This window comes from Bacillus velezensis (genome assembly GCF_001461825.1).
GTDB lineage: Bacteria > Bacillota > Bacilli > Bacillales > Bacillaceae > Bacillus > Bacillus velezensis.
In genome coordinates, this window is record NZ_LLZC01000020.1 from 20,402 (window position 1) to 36,927 (window position 16,526).

General features: G+C 44.1%; 16 protein-coding genes. 1 reads left to right on the top strand and 15 read right to left on the bottom strand.

Annotated elements, in window-relative coordinates:
* Positions 1–401 precede the first annotated feature (401 nt).
* The 5 genes from AR442_RS15130 to ctpB all read right to left on the bottom strand — a co-directional run bounded on the left by AR442_RS15130 (position 402) and on the right by ctpB (position 5,911).
* Positions 402–1,097 (bottom strand): SDR family oxidoreductase, encoded by a 696-nt coding sequence (locus AR442_RS15130; RefSeq protein ID WP_014418997.1) that lies wholly within the window; start codon positions 1,095–1,097, stop codon positions 402–404.
* Between the two features lie 289 nt (positions 1,098–1,386).
* Entirely contained in the window at positions 1,387–1,749 is a 363-nt protein-coding gene (locus AR442_RS20485; RefSeq protein ID WP_029972814.1) for a hypothetical protein, read from the bottom strand.
* Between the two features lie 812 nt (positions 1,750–2,561).
* Positions 2,562–3,752, bottom strand: a complete 1,191-nt coding sequence (minJ, locus tag AR442_RS15145; RefSeq protein ID WP_014418998.1) for a cell division topological determinant MinJ — start codon at positions 3,750–3,752, stop codon at positions 2,562–2,564.
* A gap of 74 nt (positions 3,753–3,826) precedes the next feature.
* Entirely contained in the window at positions 3,827–4,180 is a 354-nt protein-coding gene (gene swrA, locus AR442_RS15150) for a swarming motility protein SwrAA (RefSeq protein ID WP_014305920.1), read from the bottom strand.
* 372 nt (positions 4,181–4,552) lie between these two features.
* Entirely contained in the window at positions 4,553–5,911 is a 1,359-nt protein-coding gene (gene ctpB / locus AR442_RS15155; RefSeq protein ID WP_373925933.1) for a carboxy-terminal processing protease CtpB, read from the bottom strand.
* Between the two features lie 209 nt (positions 5,912–6,120).
* On the opposite strand from ctpB, the gene AR442_RS15160 reads away from it, so the two are divergent.
* The gene (locus AR442_RS15160) at positions 6,121–7,527 is read left to right on the top strand and encodes a right-handed parallel beta-helix repeat-containing protein (RefSeq protein ID WP_014419000.1); all 1,407 of its coding nucleotides are present in this window, start codon (positions 6,121–6,123) and stop codon (positions 7,525–7,527) included.
* 46 nt (positions 7,528–7,573) lie between these two features.
* On the opposite strand, the gene ftsX is transcribed toward AR442_RS15160, so the two are convergent.
* The 10 genes from ftsX to fliS all read right to left on the bottom strand — a co-directional run bounded on the left by ftsX (position 7,574) and on the right by fliS (position 16,518).
* A complete protein-coding gene (gene ftsX / locus AR442_RS15165) occupies positions 7,574–8,464 on the bottom strand; it encodes a permease-like cell division protein FtsX (RefSeq protein WP_007407464.1) in 891 nt (296 codons plus the stop codon).
* Entirely contained in the window at positions 8,457–9,143 is a 687-nt protein-coding gene (gene ftsE, locus AR442_RS15170) for a cell division ATP-binding protein FtsE (protein ID WP_007407465.1), read from the bottom strand. The genes ftsX and ftsE overlap by 8 nt, the downstream gene beginning before the upstream one ends.
* Positions 9,144–9,361: 218 nt before the next feature.
* Positions 9,362–9,703: a cytochrome c551 gene (cccB, locus tag AR442_RS15175; RefSeq protein WP_003151417.1), complete on the bottom strand. Its 342-nt coding sequence runs from the start codon at positions 9,701–9,703 to the stop codon at positions 9,362–9,364.
* 35 nt (positions 9,704–9,738) lie between these two features.
* On the bottom strand, positions 9,739–10,587 hold the full coding sequence (locus tag AR442_RS15180) for a YitT family protein (protein WP_007614078.1): 849 nt from the start codon (positions 10,585–10,587) through the stop codon (positions 9,739–9,741).
* A 169-nt stretch (positions 10,588–10,756) separates the two neighbouring features.
* Positions 10,757–11,858, bottom strand: a protein-coding gene (gene prfB, locus AR442_RS15185) for a peptide chain release factor 2 (protein ID WP_101293994.1) whose coding sequence is annotated in 2 segments (ribosomal slippage) — positions 10,757–11,785 and positions 11,787–11,858 — 1,101 coding nt in all. Because the reading frame shifts where the segments join, the coding sequence is not laid out codon by codon here.
* A 74-nt stretch (positions 11,859–11,932) separates the two neighbouring features.
* On the bottom strand, positions 11,933–14,458 hold the full coding sequence (gene secA, locus AR442_RS15190; protein ID WP_007407469.1) for a preprotein translocase subunit SecA: 2,526 nt from the start codon (positions 14,456–14,458) through the stop codon (positions 11,933–11,935).
* 166 nt (positions 14,459–14,624) lie between these two features.
* On the bottom strand, positions 14,625–15,191 hold the full coding sequence (hpf, locus tag AR442_RS15195; protein WP_003151413.1) for a ribosome hibernation-promoting factor, HPF/YfiA family: 567 nt from the start codon (positions 15,189–15,191) through the stop codon (positions 14,625–14,627).
* A 194-nt stretch (positions 15,192–15,385) separates the two neighbouring features.
* On the bottom strand, positions 15,386–15,763 hold the full coding sequence (locus AR442_RS15200; RefSeq protein ID WP_003151412.1) for a DUF8042 domain-containing protein: 378 nt from the start codon (positions 15,761–15,763) through the stop codon (positions 15,386–15,388).
* Between the two features lie 9 nt (positions 15,764–15,772).
* Positions 15,773–16,117, bottom strand: coding sequence for a flagella biosynthesis regulatory protein FliT (gene fliT, locus AR442_RS15205; RefSeq protein ID WP_007407472.1), 345 nt, complete (start codon positions 16,115–16,117; stop codon positions 15,773–15,775).
* Entirely contained in the window at positions 16,117–16,518 is a 402-nt protein-coding gene (gene fliS / locus AR442_RS15210; RefSeq protein WP_003151407.1) for a flagellar export chaperone FliS, read from the bottom strand. The genes fliT and fliS overlap by 1 nt, the downstream gene beginning before the upstream one ends.
* Positions 16,519–16,526 lie beyond the last annotated feature (8 nt).

Here is a 16,526-nt window from a genome sequence, read left to right on the forward strand (position 1 = left end):
AATTATTTATGTATATTGGCTTCTATAATTCTATTATATTATATTTAAGGATTATATCAACAAAATTCTTAAAATTTTTCCAGCTCAAAGGTCGTGGTTTAAACCCACCGCCCTTAGCCTTCGGGTTGGATAGTAATAATCAGAATCACTTAAAAAAACACTCAATAATGCCCCCGTTGTCAAGACACGATTTTTTGAGGAAAAAGTTATGTCCTTCTTATCATGTCATGTAGCATTTCAGGATGCGATCTGTTCTCAATATATCATTTTTTTACATTTTCCAATTTAATAGCGTGCAGAAAGGCAAACAGCCTCTGCACGCTTGTGTATAAATCTTAAATTTCAACTTATATCTTATATCATACAGCAGTCATTTTCTTGATCATCCAGACGGTGCTACATCAAATGCTCATCGGTTTCCCTTGATAGTCAACGAAAACAAATTCACTATCGATACGAACTTGTCGATTAATGAGATTATAAATATCTTCTGCTGTTTCTTTTGGATGTGTCGGGGCTATCATTCCTCCCATATCCGTCCTTACCCACCCTGGATGGACGGAAAGGACTTGAATGCCTTCATTCTTTAATGCTACATGGAGCTTCTCGGACAACATATTTAAGGCAGCTTTCGACAATCCATAAGGATAATCACCACTATATGCATTTGTTAGACTACCACCTTCTGACGAGATGTTGATAATGGATTGATTCTCACCCTTTTTCAGCAAAGGTAGAAAATGTTTAATCACACGGGCTGGTCCTAACGTGTTGACATCAAATGCTAGTTTGATAGCCTCTATATCAAGATCCTCAATAGACGTACCCCTTCCATTAAGAATGGCAGCATTATTGATAATCACATCAAGACTTTCACCTACATTACGAGCTGCTTCACGAACAGATTCCTCGTCTGTGACATCTAAATGAAGAATTTCTAACTGGTTGCTATTTTTCTCTTTTAATTTGGTTAATTGAGTCCTTTTTTGTTCATTCGGATCTCTGACTCCAGCAAAAACTCGGTACCCTTTTTCTAATCCAACTTCGACAAATCCAAGCCCTAAGCCCCTATTTGCCCCAGTAATTAATACATCCACCATAATCCTCCCAGATTTTTTTTAATAGTTACTTCATTTTGCATTGAAAAATCAACAATTGGCCTCTTCTCTTTATTATACCCTCCTATCCTTAACCAAATTGTAATCATTAAATTAAGTAATTCTACAAATTTAAGGTTCCATATCGCATCTATTTGAGTATCAAAGGTTTTAATTTCATAATATAAATTATAAAAAAAATGAACAAAACTAATACAACCCTCTTCTACCTTTACATGATCTAACAATTTCAGTTCAAATCCACAGTTACATTTTTTTAATGTTTTTCTTATCGGAGATATCTTACTGTTACATCTTGGGCATTCATTAACCAAATACAAATTATGTATGGGACAAATAACATTAACTGTATAGTTCCAAATTTTAATTGTGGATTTTCTTTCATTCCTCTTTCCCATAATTCTCTAGGCGTAGCCCCTCTTCTAGAATCGTAAGAATTTGCAATTAAATCTAAAAGTTCTATATGTAGCATATATATAAACCCTTGCATAGTAATACACGCCTTTCCTTCTGAATCATATTGTCCCCGTTCAAGAGGATTTGAAAAAGTCGTTCCTTTTAAGCTATATCCCTTTCTTATATCATCCTCAGTCATAATTGAATATATCCAATCTTGTTGTTCACAGTACATCTTTCCTACCTCAAACTTAACGCCAAAATTATAGGGTTAAGACAATCAGTAATTTCAAGTTGGATAAAAAGAGGATTTTTAATAGGAAATGGTGATTCAGGAGGGAAAAGGTTTGCATTAGAAGATATACAGATGTTTCAAAAAAATATATTACTCTAAAAGAAATTGCGGAAAAGCATAATACCATCTCTGTGTATATGATGAAAAAATTAAAGTGGGATGGGAATTGAGCCGATTTCAGGTATTGAGATTGATGGGAGCGAAGGATATCTTTATAAAAGTGAAGATGTAATGGTGATATTATAACCTACCAGTTACGTATTTTGGTAAACATGTAATAGGTAGGTGTTTTACGTTTGTAATTGAATTTTAAAAGTGGTATTTGTGGACTTGAATGTCTTTTAATACATTAATGGGGAAAAGTATTTTATTTCCATCATTGAACTTTGGACCAGAAATAGAATGGATTTTTCCAGTATAATTTTTCTCATAGAATGCTTTTTAAATCATTAGAATTTTTCGCAACATGGATTCCTCAAATATTGCCATAGTATATATCAAACTAGAATTTTCATAACCATTATAATCAGTTATTCTTAATATATATCCTGCTAAAGATTCATCTTCTAAAGGTTTTGGAGTTAGCAATAACCTTTCCAATAAGCCATACCTCTCCTTCATTTATTTTTTTATTATTTCAAAATAAAACAGCTAAGAAAATATAATTTTCTTAGCTGTTTTACTTTCTAGCTGATTTTGAAATCTAGTTTAGGAGTTCTTGAAACTATTCCGAATAATTATGAAAAATCACATTATAATGCTGTCATTTCTTCGTGCTCGTGTTCATCCTGCACGAATAAAATACCTAATTCATGATGTTCGCCTTCATAGGACGCGCGCTGATCAAACCGGATCTCACCGTTCAGGCCGATGATCTCCATTTTTACAAATGCGCGGTTTTTTTGAAGTGCTTCATAAAAATCCGATACATGCTTCACGGGGATGCCGTTTACCTTCGTAATAATCTCACCGATCTTCAGCTCAAGATCGTCCGCGGGTGTGTTCGGAATGATGCCGAGCACCATTAAGCCCTGATCCCGCTTAGAGAAATAAAACGGAGCCGCGTTATCGTTCAGCCGCTGTCTCAATGATAAAAACAGGCGTCCGAGCACCGCAATACAAGCGGCAGCTCCGGCAAGCGGAGTCCACCAAAGGGCCGCTGCCCCGAATACGGCCACGATAATCCCGAGAATCATGACACGTTTCGCTGTTATCCTTATGCTGACTTCCGGAAGTGACCCCTGCACACGCTGTCCGAAGCCGGCGATATAAGGAATCCAGATCAAATGGAAAGAGCCGCCCGGCACGGTAAAGACAGGCCACCAGGAAAGGTGTGACTCAAGCCCGCTGCCCGGCACCAATAAGAAAAGCGGAAACAGCCATGCGCGATTCGCCAATTGTCGGCCGATGGGCAGGCCTCTGCTGCTGACGACAAGCGCCGGAGATGTTTTCAGATGCGCTGAACGGCAGGCAGCCGCTCCCTCCGTGATAATCAAAAGGCCCATAAACACGGCCGCCGATGCCCAATTCACGCCGAATGCCTGCGGAAACCGATCCGCAAACGGCACTGTGTCGGTATACTGAAGGATAAACGCAATGAACATGCCGGCGCTGACAATATAAGCTGATGACAGCCAATTCATACGGAACGTCAGCGAAGCCAAAGCCGTCACAGCCGCGATTATGCCGAGAAGACCGAATGGAATCGAAATTCCCAGTCCAAAAAATAATATGGAGAGAAGAATACCCGGTATAAGTCCTTTTATGTATGTAAAGATAAGCTCGTCATACATATCCGCGATTTTTGTATGAAACGTATGGCGTTCACGTTTGATCCGCAAATATCCGCATGCGAGACTTATGATGATAAAAAACCAGAACATCGGGTGCAAAAAAAACAGACCGATACTTTTCAGAAGTTCAATTCCCCATTGAACAGACACTGCTTTCACCGCCTCAAGCCAAACATTTTAATTCTATTCTACCAAATAATCATTGGCTTGAATATCTCAAACGTCTATCTCTCTTCCGTCATCCACAGCGTTACATTTGAGAGAGAGAAATCTTTCAGATAGTGGTCAACCTCCACCTCGATCACGCCGCTGATCAGAAGCATGGACCGCTTAATATCCGTCAGATTGATTCCTAAACGTTTATGGTTTTTCATTAAGTAAGTGAAATAATGCTTCGCACACTCTTCATTGATTTCGTGAACGCATTCAACATTTGTGTAATTGACCAGGTATCTGCTGAACAGCATAAGAAGACTTAGTGCTTTTGTTGATGAAAATGTGACGTCTTTTGTTCTGTCTTTTAGTTGTTCCACTAATTCATAATATTTTTTTTCACGCACAATACTTGCCCTCTTCAATTGTGAACCCCCATTTTTTTATCCAGATAAGCACGGGTGATTACAGCTGCCGTGCTGAAGCGCCGCAAACACTTCTGCTTTCGATACTGAAATGCAGCTGCCAAACTAAAACTGTTCTCTATTAGAACCTTCTTTTATTGTAAGAACTAAAACTGACTGAGGCAACTTTCAAAAGTTTCATTTTGAATACATATTAACTCGGCATAAAGTCTCTCTTCTCTATAAATATCGGGTAATGTTTGTCCTTTATAAATGTTTAAATGTGAAAATTTTTTTAATATCTTGTCAAAACCGACATAATTATATGTCTTTTAGTTCATTTTTAGAGAGTGACAAAAGAAACAGGAGACGTAAAAAACGCCTCCTTTTCATTTATTTTACAAATAATGATTTTAACGCCATTTGCAGCTGTAAATCATTTTTTTCGTCAGATTTCTGTTCATTCATCAGCTGATTCATTTTTTCCGCTGTCTTTTTATCAATGACCGCTGTTTTATCAAGCTTGTACCGGTCTTGAAACGCCAGAACGGCTTTTTTCATTGTTTTGCTGAAATAGCCGTCTGCTCTGCCCGGGTCGAAGCCTAGGCCTTTCAGCAGGATTTGGGCGTGCTTGACATCCGCGCTGTTCATATCAGGCTGAAGCGGCTGTTTCAGCTGAAGCGGTCCCGCCGCAAAATAATCCGGCTGGCTCACAGCGATTGTCGGAGCAATGCCTTTTTTGTGAATCCAATTGCCTTTCGGTGTCAGCCATTTGTAAAGCGTCAATTTAATGTTGCTCCCGTCTCCCATAGGCACGGCCTGCTGAACCGTTCCTTTACCGAAAGAAGTGTCACCGACAACGTCATAATGTCCCGCTTCTTTTAACGCACCCGCAAGAATTTCTGAAGCGGAGGCGCTTCCTTTATCCGTAATGACATTGACGGGATACGGCTTCTTATGTTTTAAGGTTGAGAAATATTGTTTTTTATCGCCGTTACGCTCCGCAATTTGGATATACGGCATGTCTTTTGTGATGAAATGCTTTAAAATTTGTTCGACGCTTTGAAGGTAGCCGCCGGGATTCCCTCTTACATCAAGGACGAGACCGTCAATCCCTTGTTTTTCAAGCTTTTTCAGCGCCGCGGCGAAGTCCTGGGCGGTATGCTCGGAAAATGTCGATATGCCGATGTAGCCGACATGATGGCCGCCTGATTCTTTGCGGGAAGCAAATACGGTTTCAAGCGGGATTTCCGCTCTTTTAATCCGGAATGACAGCTGTTTATCAGTACCCGGACGCTGTATTTTAATAGAAACCTTCGATCCTTTTTTTCCTCTGATTTTCAGCACGGCTTCGTTTAAACCTTTCCCGTTCATTGACTCGCCGTTTATGCTGATGATTTCATCATTCGGCTTGAGGCCCGCTTTTTCCGCCGGAGATTGCTTAAACGGTGATACGATAATGATTTTATTGTCTTTCATACCGACTTCAGCGCCGATCCCTTCGAAAGAAGAATCAAGAGAATCGGAAAACTGCTTGGCGGTCTGCTTGTCCATATAAACGGAATAAGGGTCGTTTAATGTAGACAGCATCCCCTGAATCGCTCCTTCAAGAAGCTTTTCTTTATCTACATTTTCCACGTATTCGTTCGAGATCAGCTCATATGCTTTTTCGATTTTATCCATTGCCCGGCTTCTTTCTGCGTCTGATGAATTCGGCTGTGCCGCCCCGGCAATATGGGCTCCGCCGCACATGATGCTGACGGCAGCTATCACTGCGATCATTTTCTGCTTCATCGTTTACCTCCTCTTAGTCCTTTTACGAAAACCTGGAGATAGTATGTGTAAATTGCAAAGAATTCATGTAACGGCAACAAAAAAATGAAAAAGCGAGATTGTTACATATATATGGGTAACGTATAATATTTTGTATGCAATTCATTAAATATACAGGAGAATGCGATATGAAAATAAAATTATCGATTTTATCCGCGGCGGTTCTGGCCGCAGGCATTACCGCCTTTGTCTGGCCAAAAACAGAGGCCAATGAAAAAATGCAGACGGACGCCCTGTATGTTTCTCCGGCAGGCAGCGACCAAAATGAAGGAACGAAAGAAAAGCCGTTCCGCACATTAAAACATGCGGCTGAAAAGGCAGAGGCCGGGACAACCGTATTGATTCGGGAAGGGACGTACGATGAAACGTTTGAAGTAAAGCACAGCGGCACGGCCGAAAAGCCGATTACATTTCGGAACTATCAGAATGAGCATGTCTCAATCAGCGGCAAATCTGCGCCAAAAAGCGATTCTGAAACTCCGTTAATTCAAATCCGCAATAAACAGTACATTACCATTCACGGCGTTACGCTTGAGAATCTCTCCGTATCATCAGAAGATGCGACGGCCATGGGGATCTGCGTTACCGGATCAAGCAGTCATATCAACATTGACGGCAACCATATCCGAAACATTAAAACCACGGCTGATGAGGGAAATGCACACGGCATTGCGTTTTACGGCACAGGCGCCATGAAGGATGTCAGCATCACAAATAATACGGTTGAAAAACTGACGCTCGGCGCAAGCGAAGCGGTCGTGCTGAACGGGAATGTTGACGGATTTAAGATTGCCGGCAATACCATCCGGGACAATAACAATATCGGGATTGACGTGATCGGATACGAAGGAACGTCCAAGCAAAACGACTATGCACGAAACGGCGTCATTGAAAACAATACGGTGAGCCATAACTCTTCTTACGGAAATCCCGCTTACGGAGATGAATATTCAGCGGGCGGTATTTACGTTGACGGCGCAGAACATGTGGACATTAAGAATAACACCGTTTACAACAATGACCTCGGCATTGAAGCCACTTCCGAACATAAAGGGAAATACGCACGAGATATCCGGATTACGGATAACAAGGTGTACGGCAATGCTTACACCGGTATTTCAATCGGAGGCTATGACACGAAACGCGGCGGCACCATCAATTCGGTGATCGCTCATAACATTATGTATCGAAATGACACGAAGGACCTTGACGGCGGCCAGCTGCTGCTGCAGTACGGCACAAAAGGGAACACGATCGAAAAAAACATCATGACGGCAAGCGGTTCACGGATTTTTATCGCAAATGATTATACGAAAAACGAAGGCAATACCGTTAATCATAACGTCTATCACAAAGAAGCGGGAAAAGACGGCATTTGGTATTGGAAGAACAGAGAATATGATTCATTCACAGCGTACCAAAAAGGAACGGCAAACGATTCGGATTCCATTTATGCGGACCCGATGTACCGTGACGAATCGTCTTATGACTTTACATTAAAGCCCGGATCACCGGCCCTGCCCGTCATTCAGTAACGAAACCATTAAAAAAAGCCAGTCTATATCAGACTGGCTTTTGTATTTATACACGAAGGAATTTCCGGATGGAAGTCAGACTTCCCCATACTCCGATAACCGCGCCGATCAGAATGAGCACAAGTGATACTTGGAACACAAACGGGCTGTACGGCAGAAGTGAAACAAATGAGCCCTGAACTTTCGGGGCCACCCAAGCGACCATCGACTGGTACGTACTCAGCACGAGAGCGATCGGTATGATAGAACCGAATACCCCCAGCAGCAGCCCTTCCAGGAAGAACGGCCAGCGGATAAACCAGTTTGTCGCGCCGACAAGCTTCATGATTTCAATCTCTTTTCTTCTGGCGAAAATCGTGATTTTAATCGTATTTGAAATTAAGAACATCGCCGTGAACAGAAGGCCGATGATTAACGCAATCCCGATGTTGCGTGACACCCCGACGATCTTAAACAGACGGCTGACTTCTTCTTTCCCGTATGTCACTTTATACACATGATCAAGCTTCTCAATTTTTTTCGCGACTTTCGGCGTATCATGCGGATCTGTCGTTTTGACGATAAACGCGTTGTTCAGCGGGTTTTCCTGATCTTGCATTTTCATGGCCTTTCCGCTGTCGCCGAAGCTTTTGACCAATTGATCAAGCTCTTTATCTTTAGATGAAAACTCTACGCTTTGGATTCCCGAGATGTCTTTAATCTCATTCTGCAGCGTATCCTGCGTTTTCTTATTAGACGTCAGATCGATTAATACTTTAATTTCCACTTCTTTTTCAGCATTTTTAGCCATGTTGTTTAAATTCAGCATAATGACTAAAAACACGCCGACCAAAATCAATGTAACGGTAACGGCGCTGATGGATGCAAATGTCATCCATGTGTTTCTTCCGAGAGATTTAAAACTCTCACGCAAATGGCGCCCGAGAATTTTAATCATAAGAACCATACTCCCCTCTTGACTCATCACGCACAATAATTCCGTCTTCGATCGCGATGACCCGTTTCTTCATGGTGTTTACTATTTCTTTATTGTGTGTCGCCATCACGACGGTCGTTCCGCGGTTATTAATCTCTTCCAGCGTCTTCATGACTTCCCATGATGTTACCGGATCAAGGTTGCCCGTCGGTTCGTCAGCTATCACGACGTCAGGATTGTTGACGATGGATCTTGCGATGGAAACACGCTGCTGTTCTCCTCCGGAAAGCTGGTCGGGAAACTGCCGCGCTTTATGCTTCAGCTGCACAAGATCGAGCACTTCGAGCACGCGTTTTTTAATGACTGACTGCTGCTCTCCGATAACCTCAAGCGCGAACGCGACGTTTTCAAATACCGTCAGTTTCGGAAGAAGTTTGAAATCTTGGAAAACAACACCTATTTTACGCCGCACGAAAGGAATCTCTTTTTCTTTCACAGACGCGAGATCTTTATGATTAATCAATATTTGCCCTTTTGTCGGTTTTTCTTCTCTGTAAATCATTTTAATAAAAGTAGATTTACCGGCTCCGCTCGGTCCTACGACATATACAAATTCTCCGGGATGAATCATGACTGACAGCCCGTTAATCGCTTTTACACCGTTCGGATAGGATTTATATACTTCTTTCATCTCTATCATGAAATCACCTAATCTTTTAATTATGTCTTGCAGCCATAGAGTTCGCAAACGTACAGCGGTTTATGGCCGATTTACCAGGAAACAGATGAAAAATCTGAAAGTTCCTTTTCCTCAGTACACTTCATTATACGTCAAATTTAGACATATTACTATTACAGTTTCTTTTCATTCCCAGGCCGTGAAAAAACCTTGCCCCTATAACAGGCAAGGTTTTTCTGTTATTTTTTCTGTGACAGCCATTTTGCGATCTTCGCGGCTTCCTCATCATTTACAAGATGGCTCGGCATATTGCCGCGTCCGTTTTTAATGATGCTTTCAATTTTAGCTTCATCATACTTCCCGCCGACTTCCTGTAAATTCGGACCTCCGCCGCCTTCTAAGTCTTTACCGTGACAGCCGATACAGCTTTGCTGATAAAGCTCTTCTCCCGCTGACGCAGATGCTTTTGACCCGCCTGAGCTGTCAGAGCTTTCTTTTTTCGATTCATTGGAACCGCCGCATGCCGCCAGCAGGACGGACATGGTCAGAACCAGCGCCAGCAGCGCCCATTTTGATTTCATATGTAAGATGCACCCCTTCGCTATTATAACCCCGTTTACGCGCGTTTGAAACCCTCGCCGAGCACCTCGCTTGCGTCTGCGACAATGACAAAGGCTGACTCATCAATTTGTTTGACGATTTGTTTCAGTTTTGTGAATTCGGTCTGGCCGACGACACACATTAAGATCGGCCGGTCATGTTCCGTATACCCGCCGACTGCGGAAATCTTCGTCACACCCCTGTCGATTTCTTTAAACACAGCCGACCTGACGGCTTCTTCATGCTGCGTAATGATTAAAGCCATTTTGGAGCGGTTGAACCCGACCTGCACGACATCAATCGTTTTGCTTGAAATAAATACCCCGAGCATCGCATACAGTCCCTGCTCCACTCCGAAAACGAGCATCGCGCTCAGCACAATTAATCCGTCCATGATGGCAAGGCACGTTCCCAGCGACAGTCCCGTGTATTTGTGAATGATCTGCCCCGCCAGAGCCGTTCCCCCCGTGGAGCCTTTGCCGAGATACACGATGCCGATTCCCGTTCCGATCCCGACGCCTCCGAAAATCGCCGCCAGCAGTTCATGGGTCGTCGCGGCAGGCAGATCTCTTGTTAAATAGACAGCGAGCGGCAGAACGATGGAACCGACCAGTGTCTTCATTCCGAACTTCCCGCCGAGAATAATCACTCCGGCGATAAACAAAGGGATGTTAATAATCCACTGCACGTAAGCCGGTTCAAAACCAAACGTTTCTAAAATGGTGCTGATCCCGCTTACTCCCCCCGCTGCTATACGGTTCGGCAGCAAAAATACGTTAAACACGACCCCCGTAATCGCCGCGCCGATCATGATGTATATATAATCTTTGATCAGACGGAGCGGCTTATTGTGATTCACATCCATGCAAAATCCTCCGTTCTCCGATTTTCTCTCGATAGCATTTTAAGTCTTCCCGGCTTAGAAGTAAATAACAGCCAAATACCGTATTAATTTGCTAAAGCGCTGTTGTGAAAAATGGAAAAAGAGAACGGATAAAAAAACACACCTTGCCACAGGCAGGTGTGTTCCCGGATTACGACAGTTTAGAACGTAAATAGGCGTCAATGAAGATATCAATATCTCCGTCCATAACCGCCTGCACGTTCCCCATTTCCGTATTGGTCCGGTGATCTTTCACCATGGAGTACGGATGGAAGACGTACGAGCGGATTTGGCTGCCCCAGCCGATTTCTTTCTGTTCGCCGCGGATTTCGTCAAGCTCCGCCTGCTGTTCTTCGATTCTGCGCTGATACAGCTTCGCTTTGAGCATTTTCATCGCCCGGTCGCGGTTTTTGATTTGTGAACGTTCCGTCTGGCACGTGACGACTACATTTGTCGGCAGGTGGGTGATCCGAACGGCTGAATCAGTCGTATTGACGTGCTGTCCGCCGGCACCGCTCGCCCGGTACGTATCAACTTTAATATCTTCGGTACGAATATCAATGTCGATTTCTTCATTGAATTCAGGCATGACTTCACATGACACGAATGACGTGTGGCGGCGGCCTGATGAATCAAATGGAGAAATCCGCACGAGGCGGTGTACGCCTTTTTCCGCTTTTAAATAGCCGTATGCATTGTGGCCTTTAATAAGCAGTGTGACTGACTTAATTCCCGCTTCATCTCCCGGGAGATAATCTAGCGTTTCAACTTTGAAACCGTGTCTTTCCGCCCAGCGGGTATACATTCTGAGCAGCATGGAACCCCAGTCCTGGGATTCCGTACCGCCGGCGCCCGGGTGAAGTTCTAAAATCGCGTTATTTTTGTCATATGGTTCACTGAGCAGCAGCTGAAGCTCAAATTCATTCAATTCCTTCGTTAATGACTTCAGCTCTTTTTCAAGCTCTTGCTGAAGGTCCTGGTCAGGGTCTTCTTTTAATAGATCATGTGTCATTTGCAGCTCTTCGTGAGACTCGCTCAGCTGATGATAGGAGTTCACGTATTCTTTCAGACCGTTCGCTTCGTTAATGACGGTTTGGGCCTTCTGCTGGTCATTCCAGAATTCCGGTTCCGCCATCTTTTCATCTAATTCTGCAATGCGGGCTTCCTTTGATTCGAGGTCAAAGAGACCCCCTGAAGTCCGCTAAACGAGAAGCCATATTTTCGAGCTCTGCCCTGATTTCTGATAATTCCATTCCATTCACCTCATTAAAAGATCCGGGGCGCCATAAGACGCAGACCCGGTCATGTTCGCTTCATACAGTCGAGACTATTCTGTCCGGCCGCAGCAATTTTTATATTTTTTTCCGCTGCCGCAATGGCAAGGCGCGTTGCGTCCGATATCCACAACTTTGCGCACCGGCGCTTTTTTCGCTTGTTTGGCCTCATCGCCGTCCTGCGGCTGATGAGCCGTCGTTTGGCCCTGAACAACTTCTTCGCGTTCCAGATTGCTTTCAATCTCGGCCTTCATAACGAATTTCGCAACTTCGTCCTCAATGGACTCAATCATGTGCTCAAACATTGCGAAGCCTTCCATTTGATATTCACGCAGCGGATTTGTCTGCGCATAAGCGCGGAGGTGAATCCCTTGACGCAGCTGATCCATCGCATCAATATGATCCATCCATTTTGAATCAACGGCACGCAATACGATGACTTTTTCAAATTCACGCATCTGCTCTGTGCCGAAATTCTCTTCTTTTTCATTATATTTTGTCATGATGCGGTCCATGATCATCTCATGCATTTCATCCGGTTCTTTTCCGAAGATATCGCTCTTTTCAAGCGCGCCTTCATCAAGATACGTTGAATTCACCAGCTCCACGAGGCCGTCAAGATTCCATTCTTCCGGAAGCTCCTCTTTCGGCGTATAAGCGGCAATCGCACGCTCCAGTGAAGACTTGATCATGCCTTCCACAATGTCACGCAGGTTTTCAGAGTCAATGACTTCAAAACGCTGCTTGTAAATGACTTCGCGCTGCTGACGGAGCACGTCGTCATATTGAAGAAGCTGTTTACGTGAATCAAAGTTGTTTCCTTCGACACGTTTTTGAGATGATTCCACGGCGCGTGACACCATTTTGCTCTGAATCGGCGTGGAGTCATCCATACCGAACCGGTCAAGCATCGCCATCGTCCGTTCAGCTCCGAAACGGCGCATCAATTCATCTTCCATTGAAAGATAAAATTGTGTGATGCCCGGGTCTCCCTGACGTCCTGAACGTCCGCGGAGCTGATTGTCAATCCGGCGGGATTCGTGGCGTTCCGTACCGACGACTGCGAGGCCGCCAAGCTCTTTTACGCCTTCGCCGAGTTTAATGTCGGTTCCGCGTCCCGCCATGTTGGTCGCAATCGTGACAGCGCCTTTTTGTCCCGCTTCTTCAATAATCTGAGCTTCACGCTCATGGTTTTTGGCATTCAGCACCTGATGCGGAATCCCTTTGTTTTTCAGAAGTTTAGAAATCAATTCAGACGTTTCAACGGCAACCGTACCGACAAGAACCGGCTGTCCGGTCATGTAGCGCTGGGCGACATCCTCCGCCACCGCCTTGAATTTTCCTTCCATTGAGCGGTAGATCAAGTCCGGACGGTCGTCACGGATGACCGGCTGGTTGGTCGGGATAGATACAACCTGCATGTTATAAATATTGCGGAATTCTTCCTCTTCCGTTTTTGCGGTACCGGTCATACCGGCCAGCTTTTCGTACATACGGAAATAGTTTTGGAACGTAATCGTCGCCAATGTCATGCTTTCATTTTGAATCTCCAGGCCTTCTTTCGCCTCAATCGCCTGGTGAAGACCTTCGCTGTAGCGGCGTCCTTTCATCAGACGGCCGGTGAAGGAATCAACGATGACGACCTGGCCGTCCTCAACAACATAATCCACGTCTTTCTGCATCGCCGCATGAGCTTTTAAAGCCTGGTTGATATGGTGGTTCAAGGCCACGTTTTTGACATCAAACAGGTTGTCGATGCCGAACGTTTTTTCAGCCTTCGTCATTCCTTCTTCCGTCAGCTGAACGCCCTTCGTTTTGACGTCATACGTATAATCCTGATCTTTCTTGAGTGTGCGGACAAACGCATTTGCCTGCACGTACAGTTTTGTGGACTTCTGAGCTTGTCCGGAAATAATCAATGGCGTTCTCGCTTCATCGACTAAAATTGAATCGACTTCATCAATAACGGCAAAATGAAGCGGGCGCTGCACCATTTGTTCTTTATAGAGCACCATGTTGTCACGCAAATAATCAAAGCCGAGTTCATTGTTCGTTGAATACGTGATATCGGCTGCGTAAGCTTCGCGTTTTTCGTCTTTTGACATCGAATTCAGGTTCAGGCCGACTGTAAGCCCGAGAAACGCAAAAATTTCTCCCATTTGCTGGGCATCACGGCTCGCCAGATATTCGTTGACCGTTACGACGTGAACGCCTTTTCCCGTCAAGGCATTTAAATACACGGGAAGCGTGGACGTCAGCGTTTTCCCTTCCCCTGTTTTCATTTCGGAAATGTTCCCCTCATGAAGGGCGATGCCCCCCATCAGCTGCACTTTAAACGGGAACATGCCGGTTACGCGGCGGGAAGCTTCACGAACGACGGCAAACGCTTCGACAAGAAGATCATCCGTTGTTTCTCCTTTTTCAAGCCGCTCTTTAAATTCTGCCGTTTTATGTTTAAGCGCCTCGTCAGAGAGATTTTCATAATCTCCTCTTACGGCATCAATGTCATTTGCTATTTTTTCGTATTTGTTCAGCGCACGTTTGGTCGGATCAAACATTTTATTTAAAATCCCAAGCATCTATAACGCTCCTCTATGTTCACATGCAGATTTTGCATGGAATAAATGATAATTTTCTGTCCATGTATACCTCTCATTATCATAACATACCTTTTGCTATTTCCAAAGAATTTGCAGATAAAGATAGAGAAAAACCCTCCGCGCGTTCACGGAAGGCTGGGTGGGTTTATTCAGTCGGTTCAATTAATCCGTATTTGCCGTCATTTCTGCGGTAAACGACATTTGTGAGATTCGTCTCCGCGTTGGTGAATACGAAGAAATTATGTCCGAGCATATTCATTTGGAGAATCGCTTCTTCATTATCCATCGGTTTTAAATTAAAACGCTTTTGACGGACAATTTCCGGGCTGTCATCTTCAATTTCGTCCTGAACCGCTACGCCCGTATCAGCAGCGCTGCCGTTCTCGAAATAATGTTTCGGAAGACCCTGCTCGCGGAATTTTCGGTTGACTTTTGTTTTGTGCTTTCGGATTTGACGTTCCAGCTTGTTTGTTGCGAGATCAATTGCATTGTACATATCCTCGTTATGCACTTCGGAACGAAGCGCCAGATCAGTCATCGGAATGGTGACTTCAACTTTGGATTCCTTATCATTATAGAATTTTAAGTTGACGTTCACATCGGCATTGACGCTCTGCTCGAAATATCGTTCCAGCTTGCCGATTTTTCTCTCCACATGATCCTTTAACGCAGGTGTAACCTCAATGTTTTCTCCTCTGATATTGTAGTTCATCAAAGAACGCCTCCCTTTATCTAAGGATATGTAACTATTTCTCTTTTACCCCTTCTGATCCCTGCTGAAACGTTAAAATAATGTGTAAATTCGGTGAACGATGACGAATGGTGTCGGTTTTATCCCGCAGCTTCCGGCAGGATTATAAGTATATGCAGAGGACGCAGGCAAAAGACCTGCCGCTTGCAGCAGGTCTAGTGAAGAACATACGGTTTGATGCAGTCGTGCGTCTGCTCCATCCATAGCTTATAATGCGGCAGAAAGATGGTTTTTAAAAACTCCTGAAAAGGGGCGGACGGGAAATCATAATCATTTAACATGCTGAAATCCTGAAAGATCTCGTCAAATGAGCGGATCGCCGTCTCCACGCATCGGCACTCAATGATAGACAGCAGAAGCGCATGAGAGGAATCGAGATGAAAAAAAGCCTGAATCAAATCGTTGTAAATCCGCTCGCCCTCCGTCTTAAAAAAATCATCCTGCGTGTCCAACAGGTAGCAAAGCCCCTCATCAATCGTAAAAAGAAGCTGGTAATAGGCTGACACCAAATGGTAATCGTTCAAACTTCTCAAAACACTCACCTATTTGCGTTTGTCGTAATAACGGCCGTCACTTGTCGTTTGATGATACGGATTGAAATACGTATTATGGTAGATTCGTTTTTTCTTAAGCGTTTTTATTTCATTTCGGATACCATCCTGAATCCGTTTCACTTCGCCGGTAATCAGACGGTCCATCGCGGCCACCTGCTGAAGCAGCGTTTTTTCTTCTTCGGAAAAAGGCGGCTTTATGCCCGCAAGCATCTCCTCCCTTTTCTCCGTAAATGCCGTAACGCTGCTGATGAGACCGTCGCTTTCCGGGGCGTCCTTCAGTGCGGCGTACATGTTCTTCGTTTCGTTATACAAAGAAAAGACATTGCTGTTCATCAGGCAAGGCCGCCCGCGCCATGGCTGTTTTTCCGTTCACTCTGCATGGCCTGCTTCCACGTGTCGCGAAATTCAGTAACGAGCTTTTCCGCTTCATCTAAAAACTCTCCGTTATTCTGCACGTTCGCGTCGATCAGCCGGCGGCGGATGTAATCATAGATGGATGACATCTGTTCAGAAATCTCAATCTCCCGGTTTAAGGTGATGCTGAGCTCTTGAATGATGTTTTGCGCCTTTACGATATTTTCATTTTTGGCTTCAAGGTTGTTTTGCTTCATCGCCTGCCTTGCCAGCTTAATGAATCGCAGGCAGCCGTTATAAAGCATAAGGGTCAGCTCTTCCGGAGCGGCTGTAAAGACGGATGTCTGCTGATAAGCAGCAAAAGGATTATTTATTGCCATTTTTATAA

Excerpts from the sequence above, each read along its gene's own strand:
- AR442_RS15160 (WP_014419000.1), top strand. The coding sequence starts at position 6,121 with ATGAAAATAAAATTATCGATTTTATCCGCGGCGGTTCTGGCCGCAGGC.
- ctpB (WP_373925933.1), bottom strand. The coding sequence starts at position 5,911 with ATGTGCGGCGGAGCCCATATTGCCGGGGCGGCACAGCCGAATTCATCA.
- ftsE (WP_007407465.1), bottom strand. The coding sequence starts at position 9,143 with ATGATAGAGATGAAAGAAGTATATAAATCCTATCCGAACGGTGTAAAA.
- cccB (WP_003151417.1), bottom strand. The coding sequence starts at position 9,703 with ATGAAATCAAAATGGGCGCTGCTGGCGCTGGTTCTGACCATGTCCGTC.
- ftsX (WP_007407464.1), bottom strand. The coding sequence starts at position 8,464 with ATGATTAAAATTCTCGGGCGCCATTTGCGTGAGAGTTTTAAATCTCTC.
- fliT (WP_007407472.1), bottom strand. The coding sequence starts at position 16,117 with ATGAACAGCAATGTCTTTTCTTTGTATAACGAAACGAAGAACATGTAC.
- fliS (WP_003151407.1), bottom strand. The coding sequence starts at position 16,518 with ATGGCAATAAATAATCCTTTTGCTGCTTATCAGCAGACATCCGTCTTT.
- AR442_RS20485 (WP_029972814.1), bottom strand. The coding sequence starts at position 1,749 with ATGTACTGTGAACAACAAGATTGGATATATTCAATTATGACTGAGGAT.
- AR442_RS15180 (WP_007614078.1), bottom strand. The coding sequence starts at position 10,587 with ATGGATGTGAATCACAATAAGCCGCTCCGTCTGATCAAAGATTATATA.
- secA (WP_007407469.1), bottom strand. The coding sequence starts at position 14,458 with ATGCTTGGGATTTTAAATAAAATGTTTGATCCGACCAAACGTGCGCTG.
- hpf (WP_003151413.1), bottom strand. The coding sequence starts at position 15,191 with ATGAACTACAATATCAGAGGAGAAAACATTGAGGTTACACCTGCGTTA.